The sequence below is a fragment of the Bacteroidia bacterium genome (genome assembly GCA_041391665.1).
Taxonomy (GTDB): Bacteria; Bacteroidota; Bacteroidia; order J057; family J057; genus JAGQVA01.
In genome coordinates this window covers 153638-166191 of sequence record JAWKNO010000002.1, presented here as the reverse complement: position 1 = coordinate 166191, position 12554 = coordinate 153638, and the positions used below count along the sequence as shown (strand labels likewise).

Below are 12554 nucleotides of genomic sequence, written 5' to 3'. Positions count from 1 at the left end.
ATTGTCTGCTTGCCTAAATTTTGACCAGCTATGGATTTAATATAATTTTGCGGTAGCGGCAATCCCATCCAGATACGGGGTAGGTTTCATCGAAAATTTCCGGTCAAATTTGCTGCTGTCAAACAGATAATCATCTTCATTTTGATATAACATCTCGATACTTTCACCTACAGGCGGGATAAAAAGCCCAACTAGCCGGAGCATAAACTTAGAAAGAACAGAATATTTGGGTGGCACACCAAAAGCAGCAGCAACGTTTTCTATAAACTCTTTGCCAGTGAGGACTTGCTTGTCCGTGGGAAGATGCCAGACCTGATTGTATGCGTCAGGCGTATTGCCGAGCATAGCAGTAGCTTTTCCCGCATCAGGAATATAGGTATAAGAGTGTCTGAATTTATCGCTGATCATACATTGGGCAGCTTTTCCTTTGGCATAATTTTCAAATACCATCACACTGGCTACGCTCAGTGGTGACTTTCCGTAAAAATCTGCAGCGCGGGCGATTTGGGCAGTGAGTTTTCCTTTGGCGACTTCTTCCATGATCATGTCGGCGATTTTTGCCCTTACGGCCCCTTTTTTGCTCGTGGGGTGATGCGGCGTTTCTTCAGTCATCCATCCCTTTACCTTACCATACATATATACATTGTCGAAGAACACCAGTTTGGCATCGTGTTTTTTACAACCCTCAATGACATTCTTCATGATTAATGGCCACTGGTTTTCCCAGATTTTCAGCTTATAAGTAAGTCCGGCGGTAAGATAAACCACTTCTGAGCCGGCGATCGCATCAGCGGTTTGCCTTGCATCAGTCAGGTCGGCGGGGAAAAGTTCATCGCTGGCGTTTACAGCTTTAGGATTACGGCTTACAAGGCGGATTTGGGAAGTATATTGCGGCAATGTGCGGGCAACTTCTGTCCCGATCACACCATTTGAACCAAGGATTGTTTGCATACTGGGTTGTATAGGGAAGTATAAATATGAGTAAATAGACGGAAACACAATCTTTTTATTGTAGGAATCCGTAATAAACTTTCAAAGATAAAAACGAATGTACAGGAATTCACAGTTCTTTAAATGAACCTACTTCCTGTTTTTTCTTTTGATTTTTTGATTTTGGAATAATTAATATATTTGGCGAAATCAATTAGATGAGCAGAACCAGTCATCATAAGTACTATGAGCGTAAATAAACCGAGGGTAGTAAAGGATTTTGAAAAATTATCCGAAGAGTTGCAGGAGCAGATCAAGCTGAACTATCCCGATGGATTCAGCACACACCTGATCAGATACAAAAACGCCGAAGGGAAAACCGTCAGCGCGCTCCCATTTGAAACCGAAGACCGGTATTATCTGGTAAGGATGACACTGGCCGAAGCAAAAGAAATCATCGAAAACGATGCGGATTATGATGATTCAGGGCAGTTGAAAGACGATGTCAAAGACGAATACGAAGATAAATATGGCGACGGGGATGGCGAAGAAGAGTTCGTTGACTATAACTCTGACAATGAACCTGCCGACGATTTTGACGATTATTAATCGGCCTCCCAATACTGGTCAGCCAGCCTGTGTGCGCGTCACTTGTATCTGACTGACATGCTGGCGCTTTCTATCATATTATATATTGCGGCAACCCTTCTTCTGGGCTTCCGTGCATCCCGAAGGGTTAAAAATACGCTTGACTATACACTTGCTGGAAGGAGCCTTCCTGCAATTATGGTGGGGATTACCATTTTTGCTACGTGGTTTGGGCCGGAAATGATCATGGGTGTCCCAGGTTTATTTGTTCAAAAAGGTATTCAGGGAATTATCATTGACCAGTTTGGTGTATGGCTCTGTCTGATTTTGCTGGGGTTATTTTATACCCGGCCGCTATACCGGCTGAAAATTGTCACCATCAATGACTTTTTCCGTCTTCGCTACAACTCCGGCATTGAGACTGCCTCCGCAGTCATTAATGTGTTTACCTATTTTTCCTGGATCGCCGCGCAATTTCTGGCCCTGGCGTTGCTATTCAACACCATCCTTGACCTGCCTGTCAACTGGGGGATTATTATCGCAGCCAGCGTTGTTCTCCTTTATACCTACATCGGCGGTATGTGGGCAGTCTCTGTCACCGATCTTGTTCAGTCTATCCTGATTGTCGTCGGTCTGTTGTATCTGATGTTTTTGGTTTTGGGAAAAACGGACGGGATCACCCCGCTGATAGACAAAACCCCTGAAGGTTTCTTTCGTTTTTTTCCCGAACCGGGATTCTACAACTGGATGGACTACATGAGCTATTGGATGGTATTTGGCCTCGGCACCATCCCCGCGCAGGAGCTGTATCAACGGGTACTGGCTGCCAAAACCGAACAGGCCGGCGTCAATGGCGCCTATATCAGTGGCATACTTCTTTTCGTATTCGGTTCGGTACCACTGGTAATCGGCCTCGCAATCAATCAGTTGTACCCGGAACTCATGCTGGAGAACGACGGCCAGAATATGATTCCCAACATGGTTTTTCAATATACCAGCCTGCCTGTCCAAATGCTATTTTTTGGTGCGCTGGTTTCTGCTATCCTGAGCACTTCCAGTGGTGCCATGCTGGCACCGGCAACAGTGATAGGTGAAAACCTCGTAAAGCCATATTTCCCGGCTATCACAGACAAACAACTATTGCTGGTAACGCGATTGAGCGTAGTATTGGTAGCTGTCATTTCATCAGTCATGGCTTTTTTTAATACCAACATTCACGGGCTGGTGGTGGATTCGGCGACTTTGATTCTGGTATGCCTGTTTGTGCCTTACACCGCAGGTATTTACTGGAAAAAATCATCCAATGCGGGCGTTTGGGCTGCGATAATGGGAGGAGGAATGATATGGGCGCTTTGTGAATATCTGCTGGAAACCCGAATTGACCCCATCATGTACGGAACACTGGCAAGCCTGATAAGTATGGTGGGCGGGAGTCTGATTTTTCCTGACGAGAGTTATGCTGACTTTGTAAAACAAACACAGCCTGGGTAAGAGAAATTTTAAAATGATAGTTGTTGATAATCAGGATTTTTCTATATTTAACCAACAACAATTTCATTCTATTTCACTGTTTCATCCTTATACTGGAGAGCTAGAGGAAAAAGCAGTGTTTTGCACCTACTCAAAACTCAAACGTATGAAAACTCTGTTACCCATTCTTTCTGTTTGCCTCATCTTGTTTAGCAGTTGTGCGCAAAAACAAATCATCCCGCCCATCGTCGAAGAAGAAGCTGCACTTACCTGCGGGTTTTCCACTACAGGTATTGTTCAGGTAATGACCCTCAACGAAAGTGGATCTGATTTTTTCTATTACCTCGAGCTCTCCACGCCTGCAGGTACTTCCAATGTGGTTTTTCCTGCCAGTCTTGACGCCAGATTCAAAGAAGCAGGTGTGAAAGTCACGGTTTCATTTAACCTGACAGAAGAACAACACAGCTATGTAATCTGCAAAGACGGACATGTATATGATCCGCTGAATCCCGACAGCCACGAGATGCCGGTAGTTCAGATTTGTACGGTGGAGAAGGCGCCATCGTAGGTAGGATCGTTTCTCAAAAGATTGAAAGATACACCTCTCTGGAAATAGACTTCAGAGAGGTGTTCTGCTTTATTAACCATAGATTTTTTCAGGAAAATTCCTCAAAATCTGCTCAATTTTCTATCTTCCCCCCATGTATCAGTCACTCACCACAGCTGTTGCCGGCACAGGGTTTATCGGGCCGGTTCATGTCGAAGCGCTCAAACGCCTTGGCGTACGTGTCAAAGGCATACTGGGAAGCAATCCTCCCAAGTCTGAAAAAGCCCGCCAGTCCCTGGCGCTGGAAAAAGCCTATACCTCATTTGAAGAAATTCTCTCCGACCCCGAAGTTCAGAGCGTCCATCTCGCCGTGCCTAACGTGCAGCATTTCCCCATGGCCCAAGCGGCCATTCTCGCAGGAAAACACGTCATGTGTGAAAAACCGCTGGGCATGAATTCTGCAGAAACCCGCGAACTCGTCGCGCTGGCAGCACAAACAGGGCTCGTCGCAGGGGTAAATTACAATATCCGATATTACCCGCTCAATCTCGAAGCGAGAAACCGCCTCCGCGAAGGCGGCGACAACCGGGTGTATTCTATCACCGGTAGTTATGTCCAGGACTGGCTGATGTACGACACGGACTACAACTGGCGCGTTTTGGCCGAACACGGTGGCGCACTCCGCGCAGTGGCCGACATCGGTACCCACTGGATCGACCTCGTCTCGTCCGTTACCGGGCTGGAAGTGGAAGCTATATTCGCCGACCTCCAAACAGTTTTTCCCGTGCGAAAACGCCCCAAAGGCGAAGTGGAAACATTCTCCGGGAAAATCGCTGCGCCTGAAAACCTCGAAGAAGTAACCATCGACACCGAAGACGCAGGCTGTGTGATGTTTCGCTTCAAAGGTGGTGCCCGCGGTATGCTCTGGGTATCGCAGATGACCGCAGGCCGCAAAAACTGCCTCCGCTACGAAATCGCCGGTTCGAAAGAATCTCTGGCCTGGAACAGCGAGTCCCCCAACGAACTGTGGATTGGCCACCGCAATACACCCAACGAACTCCTGCTCCGCGACCCGGCACTTGTGAGCCCGCTTTCCGGTGGATTTATCAATTACCCCGGCGGGCACAATGAAGGATTTCCCGATACCTTCAAACAATGTTTTCGCGCATTTTATGATGCGATCCTTCAGAAAGTTCCGGCAGAAAAGGTACTTTACCCCACGTTTGCCGAAGGACATAAGGAAGTAGCAATTTGTGAAGCTATTCTTCTCAGTCATCAGCAACAAACCTGGGTAACACCCCGATTCGACTGATTCAAACAAAACAGACATGAAAAAACTACTCACGATTGTACTCATGACTTTCTCGCTTTCACTTTTTGCAGAAGATTTCTCCCTTCAGTCACCCGACAAACAAATCACGGTGAAGGTAAAATCTACCGATAAGGTATATTATTCTGTAGATTTTAAAGGGGAGAATGTATTGTGGTTTTCTGCCATTTCCATGACCCTTGACGGAGGGAAGGTATTGGGACAAAATCCGGTAATCAAAAGTAAAAGCACCCGTAATGTCGATGGGAAAATACAGACTGTATGGGGTACGCGGGCAGAAATCACCGAACAATACAACGAGTTGACACTGGACTTTGAAGGCAACTATTCCCTCATTTTCCGCGCATACAATGACGGGGTAGCGTATCGCTTTAAAACCGATATCAACGGGCAGATCCAGATTATCGGTGAAGAGGCAAACTGGCGGTTTCTGAAAAACCACGCCCTCATGGCACATGTCGTGGGCGACTTTCAGACCTCCTACGAGAAACTCTACACCAAATACAAAATTTCGGATGTGGTGGAAAAGGATTTTATCAGCCTCCCGCTGGTCATGGACCAGGGAAACGCAAAAATTGCCATTACCGAATCAGACGTTTACGACTATCCCGGCATGTATATACAGCGCCAGGGCAACAATAACCGCTTTGACCTTCAGGGCATTTTTCCCGCCTACCCTACCCAATGGGTGCCCGGCGGCTGGTGCCAGTTTAACCTCACCGTCACTGAAAGAGCTGAGTATATTGCAAAAACCTACGGCAAACGCGAATTTCCCTGGCGGGTGATGATCATTGCCGATGAGGATAAAAAACTCGCCGACAACGACCTGGTGTATAAACTCGCACGGCCTGTCGCTATCAAAACTGACTGGATCAAACCCGGCAAAGTGTCATGGGACTGGTGGAATGCGTGGAATCTGGAAGGGGTAGATTTTGAAACCGGCATTAACAACAAAACCTACGAACACTATATCGATTTTGCCGCCAAAAACGGGCTCGAATACATCATTATGGATGAAGGCTGGTCAGACCAGTTTGACCTGTTCCTCTCCAAACCCGGCATTGATGTACAGGCGCTGGTAGAATACGGCAAAAAGAAAAATGTGAAAATTATTCTGTGGTGTGTCTGGCACCCGCTCGACCGGCAAATGGAAGCCGCAATGGATATGTTCCAAAAATGGGGCATCGCAGGGTTGAAGGTGGACTTTATCGACAGAGACGACCAGATTGCCATCAACTTTTACGAACGGCTGGTCAAAGCCGGAGCAGAACACAACCTGCTGATCGACATTCACGGATGCAGCAAACCGACGGGGCTTCACCGCACCTACCCCAACCTCATCAACTATGAGGCGGTGAGAGGAAATGAATACAATAAATTTGCCACCGACGAAACACCCGGGCACAATGTGGACATCGTTTATACCCGTATGCTGGCAGGGCCAATGGATTATACTCCTGGCGCAATGCGCAATTCAACCAAAGGCAATTTCCTGACCGACAACGAAAACCCCATGAGCTACGGTACCCGTTGTCATCAGCTGGGCATGTATGTGGTCTACTTTGCGCCTTTGCAAATGCTGTGTGATGCACCGACACAGTACAATAAATATCCCGATATCCTGAACTTTTTGTCCAAAGTGCCGGTAACCTGGGACGAAAGTGTGCCCCTCGCAGGCAAACTCGGCGAATATGTAGCCATTGCCCGCCGAAAAGGCAACAACTGGTATATCGGCGCACTCAATGACTGGACCGAGCGCACATTGGAACTGGATCTGTCCTTCCTTGGAACCGGCAAGTACCAGGCAGAAATGTTTGTAGATGGAATCAATGCCAATCGCAAAGCCGAAGACTACCGGATGGAGAAAAAAGAGGTAACAAAAAGTACAAAAATACCCCTTACACTCAAACAAGGCGGTGGGGCAGCAATAGTCCTGCGCAAACAATAAAACGTTTCAAACGCCAGTTTTTAGTTTTTTTGGGGGATTCTTTGGATATTAACCCTGCAAATACAAAGTGTCTGCTGCAAATACGCCCATAAAATGGCCAAAAAATTTCTAAACAGCCTGAAGAGCCTTTTTATAGTTGACGAAACGGAGATCGAAACACCTCCTGCATTCGACAAAAAAAACCCGTCGCCTAAACCGATGAATCAGAAACCGGTTGCTCCGACGCCCCGGCCAAATCCGATCATCAAAAAAGAGCAGCCCAAAGAATCCCCAAAACCCGATTTTCCGGAAATAGAACCGATGGAAAAAAATGTCGTGTCAGCATCTCCGGAACTAAAAGAAATCATCAAAACTGCAGCGCCCCCCCCGAAACCCAAACCACCGGCAAAAAAAATCAATCAGGAATATGCGGATGTGCTCTTCAAGGCCATGCAGCAGAATAACCAGGAAGGGTTTGACTATCTGGAATTTAAGGAATCACTGGAGGCATTGACCAAAATTACTGCGGATGAAGAAACCCGCTATAAGTCAGCGTATGCAGTTGTATCGGCCATGGGAACCAATGTGTACAAGCTGATCGAATCTGCACGGCATTATGTCGATGTGCTCAATAAAACAAGAGATAAATTCAACCAGACTGTATTGAAACAGATGCAGGACAAGCTGGTGAACAGAAAAAAAGCTGTAGAGTCACTGGAGAAAAGCATTAAAACTAAAAAAGAACAGATCCAGAAGCTCACGCAGGAAATCGACGAAACCCAGCGTCAGATGATTGTAGAGATGGCACAGACAGAGCAATATGCAGAAACTGTTGCATTGGCGGAGCTTGAGTTTGCCAACACTTTCGACATGATCAAAGGAAAAATAGATCAGGATGTAAAAAACATGCGCGAATACCTGACGACCAAAGCCGTAAACCCACTCGAAGAAGACCTGGATATTGAACCATAGGTTTACCCAGTTCCAACATTTATATTTGAAAGCAATCTTTTATAAAAACCGGCCAACCGGACAATAAAAACTAAACCACACATCTCAATATTTATGGCAACAACGTTTAAACTCACTAATTTTTCAAAATTCCTGATTTTTCTTTTTGTCGTTGCAGGAATTGTTTTTGGACTTTCCAAAATGAAAAAGTCGGGTTTTTTTGACAATCTCATTCCCAAAGACAAAGCAGAAGGCACCCATCATGCAAAAGATGCAGATGTCATTAATATTGGAGTAGTAACCTGGGGAGGATATGCAGGCGGGCAATACTTCAACGAAGGATTTGAAGCCAGTGAAGCTTCGCGGTTTTATAAAGATTACGGTTTACTGGTCAACTTTAAAGTACTGGATGATTACGACGCTTCAAGGGAAGCATTTAAGGCGGATGAGGTAAACCTTCTTTGGGCCACTATTGATGCGTTTCCGACTGAAGTTGAAGGGCTTAAAGACTATGACCCGCAGGTAGTATTTCAGGCAGACTGGTCCAGAGGAGGAGACGCGATCGTCGTTCGGCGAGGGATCAACAATGTCAGTGACCTGAAAGGCAAAAAAATTGCCGTTGCCCCCATGAGCCCTTCCCATACCTTCCTCATCTGGCTGCTCGAAGCCGGAGACCTCAAAACTTCGGACGTGGAAATCGTACAGGTTCCTTCTGCGATTGATGCAGCAGATGCCTTTAAGTCCGGCACCGTTGATGCGGCAGTCGTATGGAGCCCTGATGATCAGGACTGTGTGGAAAAAGTGCCGGGAGCAAAAATTCTTGAAAATACCAAAAATGCTTCTCACATCATTGCAGACGTATTTTATGCAAAAAAATCATGGCTGGATGCCAACCGTGATAAAGTAGCCAAACTCTATGAAGGCTGGATGATCGGTGCCGGAGAAATCAATAGCTCAGAGGAAGCCAAACAAAAAGCCGCAAAAATCCTGTCAGAAGGACTCAAGCAGCCCGAAGATTTTTGCTACAATGCCATCAATAATGTGCGGCTGGCTACCCACGGTGATAACCTCGACTTTTTTGGTCTCAATCCTGAATACAATGGCGTAACCGGCGAAGCGCTATACAATAAGATGAAAACCACCTATGCAGAACTGGGGTTTGCGCCTGAAAGAGTGCCGAGCTGGCGCCTCGTCGCCTATCAGGATCCTGTAGCCAGCAACCGCAACCTCAATACGCCGGAGCAGGCAGCAGAAGGACAAAAATCATTTGCAGCGCCTTCTACAGAAGATGTAAAACGCGAAGCGATTTCTACGAAAAGGGTAAGTATCAGTTTCCGCACCGGAGAGTTTATCCTCGACGAAAATGCCAAATATATCATTGACAAAGAATTTGTGGATATCGCCAGGGCATTCTCCAACTCCCGTATCCGTATTGAAGGAAATAGCGACAATGTAGGTTCGCCTCAGATGAATACCGAACTCTCCCGCAAGCGTGCGCAGTCTGTCGCTGATTATCTGCAAAAAGAACACAACATGCCTGCCAACCGGTTTATCGTTATCGGAAATGGCCCTAACAAGCCCGTAGCGGACAACAGTACCGAGGCAGGACGTTCGCAAAACCGCAGGACAGATTTCGAACTTGTCGCCAATTAATTGCTTATGTTCCGATCCTTATTTGAACTGGGCGGTGAGCTCGGGAAAAGAGAAAAATGGATACTGGTTTTTGCCGGGGGAATTATCCTGATCCTCTTCTGGGCTTTGCTTGCCGAAGTATTTGTACAAAAAAAACTGGTCCCGCTTGAAAATGCACCAGTCACAGATAAAACCTATCTTCAAAATGATTCTCTTCTCCGGGATGACTATGACAAACTCCTTGCAAAAACCAGTGATGAACTGGCTGCTTTGGGTCTGACAACCGAGAAGGTGTACCCTGTTTTGCCTACACCACTCAAGGTATTGCAGTCGTTTAAGGAGCTTCATTTTGAGGACATGCTGATTTGGAACAGCCTGAAATCCATTTGGCTCAACCTGTTAGGCTATTTCTTTGCCATTATTATCTCTATCCCGCTTGGATTTATGCTGGGATTGATTCCATTTTTCAGAGGACTTTTTGGGCGAATGTTTGATGCGTTGCGATTTATTCCCCTCACAGCAGTTACCGGTATATTTGTGATGTGGCTGGGTTTAGAAAGTGAAATGAAAGTGGCATTCCTCGCTTTTGGTATCGTTGTTTACCTGGTACCTGTGGTTGTCCAGCGTATTGATGAGGTAGATGAAGTATATGTTAAAACTGTCTTTACCCTTGGTGCAGGCAACTGGGAAAAAATCCGGACTGTTTATTTCCCTTCCGTAGTTTCGCGCCTCTCCGACGACATACGTGTGCTTACCGCCATTTCCTGGACTTATATCACCATCGCCGAAATGCTCAACCGGAGTGGAGGCATCGGCGAACTCATCTGGATCGCCCGGAGGCAAAGCCGGATTGACAAAGCTTTTGCCGTGCTGATTGTCATTGTCCTGATCGGAATTGTGCAGGATCGCCTGTTTTTATTCCTCGACCGGCTGATTTTCCCTTACAAATATGTACAGGACAAAGAAAACTAATATCGTCGCAGTTGATATTCAAATAGCTAATCACCATGGTCATTTTTAACGATACAGAGCTGGATAATATCATTGAGCTCCGCGATATTAAACAGAGTTATGATGAAGGCAAATCCTATATTATTCAGGATTTAAATCTTCTGATTGAAAATAAACCCGGGCAGGGCGAATTTGTGGTAATACTGGGAATGTCAGGCTGTGGGAAATCAACACTTCTCCGCTATATCGCCGGCTTGCAGGAGCCTACCGAAGGCACAGTGAAAGTAAATGGAAAACCTGTCGGCCCCGACAACCGGGTAAGTATGGTTTTTCAGCAGTACTCTTCCCTACCCTGGATGAGCGTTCTGGATAATGTTTCCCTCGGGCTGCGCTATAAAGGTGTACCCAAAAAAGAGCGGGACGAAAAGGCGATGGAAATCATTCGCAGTGTAGGACTCCTCGGTCATGAAAAAAAATATGCCCAGTACCCCAATCTCTCCGGGGGGCAATTACAACGGGTAGCCATTGCGAGAAGTCTGCTGGCCAACCCGGAAATCCTGCTCATGGATGAGCCATTTGGCGCACTGGACGTCAAAACCCGCCTGCAAATGCAGGATATGCTTGCCAAAATCTGGTCAGAATTTCACCCTACGGTGGTTTTTATCACCCACGATATTTCGGAAGCCGTTTACCTTGCCGACGATATCTATATTATGAAGTCTGCCCCCTCTCATTTTGTCGAACATATCCATGTAGATCTTCCCCTTGACCGGGACCGGTCCACGAAACGAAACCCGTTGTTTACAGAGCTGGTTCATCACATTGAAGACAAAATGATTGAGCTTGGAGATTAAGGTATCCTGGGTAAACCATCGCTTAAAAAATTATAGCAATCATTCCTGTATGAACCATCTCAAAGTAATTGCATTTGATGCGGACGACACCTTGTGGATCAATGAACCACACTTCCAGGAGGCAGAAAAACAATTCTGCGATATGCTTGAGGACTATCTTCCCCACCATACCGTCTCGCGCGAATTGCTAAAAACAGAAATCGGGAACATCAGCTACTATGGCTATGGGGTGAAAAGTTTTTTACTCTCGATGATCGAAACCGCCATTCGTATCACCGACGGAACCCTTGGCATTCACGCGATAGAAAAAATCATTCAAAACGGAAAAGCACTTCTCGACAAAGAAGTCGAAAATATCGAGGGCGTAGAAGAAGTACTCCAACAACTTCAGGGTAAATATCGCCTCGTCATGGCAACAAAAGGCGACCTGCTCGACCAGGAAAGAAAACTCATCAAATCAGGACTGGGCAAATATTTCCATCACATCGAAATCGTCTCTGAAAAAAAGGAATCTGAATACCAAAAACTCATCCGCCACCTCGATATTGCCCCCTCCGAATTTCTTATGATCGGCAATTCATTGAAGTCCGATATACTTCCTGTCCTGAATATTGGGGGCTACGGCTTCCACGTGCCTTTTCATACAACCTGGGAACTGGAAAAAGTAGAGAAAAACATCGAACATCCCAACTTCCGGGAACTGGCCAATATCAGGGAAACGCTTCAATATATCGCGTTATGATTCAAAAACTGGACATATCTTCATGGGCCAGAAAAGAACATTTTCAGTTCTTTAGAAAATTTGAAGAACCTTTCTTCGGTATATGTGCAGAAGTAGATTGTACGCAGACTTATCAGCATGCCAAAGAAAATAACCTTTCGTTTTTTCTTTCTTATCTCCACAAATCCATCGTAGCAGCAAACCAAACCGAGCCTTTTCGCTACCGGATTGTGGGAGAAGAAGTGATCATTCACGATACAATCGCAGCTTCCTCTACCATTAACCGTGACAATGGCACTTTTGGTTTCAGCTATATTCCCTATGCAGAAGATTTTGCAACATTTGTAACAGGTGCACAACAAGAAATAGAACGTGTAAGAAACAGTGACGGCCTGAAGCCAGCCAATTCTTCCGAAAATGTGATTCACTATTCCTCACTTCCATGGATAAAGTTTACCGCGATTTCACATGCCAGAAAATTTTCTTTTCCGGATTGTATCCCTAAAATTTCATTCGGAAAAATCACACGCGAAACAGGAAAAATCACCATGCCTGTATCAATTCATGTACACCACGCTTTAATGGACGGATTCCACGTTGGAGAACACCTTCACCGCTTCCAGGAATTGCTAAACCAACCATAAGAAAAGGTC

12 protein-coding genes are annotated in these 12554 nt (G+C 46.0%); 11 read left to right on the top strand and 1 reads right to left on the bottom strand.

Features of this window, described 5'->3' with window-relative positions; all coding sequences use genetic code 11:
- Positions 1 to 36: 36 nt before the first annotated feature.
- Positions 37 to 951, bottom strand: a complete 915-nt coding sequence (locus R3D00_12380; GenBank protein ID MEZ4773973.1) for an NAD-dependent epimerase/dehydratase family protein — start codon at positions 949 to 951, stop codon at positions 37 to 39.
- A gap of 225 nt (positions 952 to 1176) precedes the next feature.
- Here R3D00_12380 and R3D00_12375 point away from each other — a divergent pair, with 225 nt between their 5' ends.
- The 11 genes from R3D00_12375 to R3D00_12325 all read left to right on the top strand — a co-directional run bounded on the left by R3D00_12375 (position 1177) and on the right by R3D00_12325 (position 12545).
- Positions 1177 to 1539 (top strand): hypothetical protein, encoded by a 363-nt coding sequence (locus tag R3D00_12375; GenBank protein MEZ4773972.1) that lies wholly within the window; start codon positions 1177 to 1179, stop codon positions 1537 to 1539.
- A 57-nt stretch (positions 1540 to 1596) separates the two neighbouring features.
- On the top strand, positions 1597 to 3009 hold the full coding sequence (locus R3D00_12370) for a sodium:solute symporter family protein (GenBank protein ID MEZ4773971.1): 1413 nt from the start codon (positions 1597 to 1599) through the stop codon (positions 3007 to 3009).
- 145 nt (positions 3010 to 3154) lie between these two features.
- On the top strand, positions 3155 to 3556 hold the full coding sequence (locus R3D00_12365) for a hypothetical protein (protein ID MEZ4773970.1): 402 nt from the start codon (positions 3155 to 3157) through the stop codon (positions 3554 to 3556).
- A gap of 133 nt (positions 3557 to 3689) precedes the next feature.
- Positions 3690 to 4847 carry a Gfo/Idh/MocA family oxidoreductase gene (locus tag R3D00_12360; GenBank protein ID MEZ4773969.1) on the top strand — a complete coding sequence of 386 codons (1158 nt, stop codon included), beginning with the start codon at positions 3690 to 3692 and terminating at the stop codon, positions 4845 to 4847.
- A 16-nt stretch (positions 4848 to 4863) separates the two neighbouring features.
- Positions 4864 to 6813, top strand: a complete 1950-nt coding sequence (locus tag R3D00_12355; GenBank protein ID MEZ4773968.1) for a glycoside hydrolase family 97 protein — start codon at positions 4864 to 4866, stop codon at positions 6811 to 6813.
- A 93-nt stretch (positions 6814 to 6906) separates the two neighbouring features.
- The gene (locus R3D00_12350; GenBank protein ID MEZ4773967.1) at positions 6907 to 7764 is read left to right on the top strand and encodes a hypothetical protein; all 858 of its coding nucleotides are present in this window, start codon (positions 6907 to 6909) and stop codon (positions 7762 to 7764) included.
- A gap of 93 nt (positions 7765 to 7857) precedes the next feature.
- Complete coding sequence (locus R3D00_12345; protein MEZ4773966.1) at positions 7858 to 9396, top strand: phosphate ABC transporter substrate-binding/OmpA family protein; 1539 nt, start codon at positions 7858 to 7860, stop codon at positions 9394 to 9396.
- Between the two features lie 6 nt (positions 9397 to 9402).
- Entirely contained in the window at positions 9403 to 10347 is a 945-nt protein-coding gene (locus tag R3D00_12340) for an ABC transporter permease subunit (protein ID MEZ4773965.1), read from the top strand.
- Positions 10348 to 10382: 35 nt separating this feature from the next.
- Complete coding sequence (locus R3D00_12335) at positions 10383 to 11180, top strand: ABC transporter ATP-binding protein (GenBank protein MEZ4773964.1); 798 nt, start codon at positions 10383 to 10385, stop codon at positions 11178 to 11180.
- Positions 11181 to 11229: 49 nt separating this feature from the next.
- Positions 11230 to 11922: an HAD family hydrolase gene (locus tag R3D00_12330; GenBank protein ID MEZ4773963.1), complete on the top strand. Its 693-nt coding sequence runs from the start codon at positions 11230 to 11232 to the stop codon at positions 11920 to 11922.
- Positions 11919 to 12545, top strand: coding sequence for a chloramphenicol acetyltransferase (locus tag R3D00_12325; GenBank protein ID MEZ4773962.1), 627 nt, complete (start codon positions 11919 to 11921; stop codon positions 12543 to 12545). The genes R3D00_12330 and R3D00_12325 overlap by 4 nt, the downstream gene beginning before the upstream one ends.
- Positions 12546 to 12554: the final 9 nt, after the last annotated feature.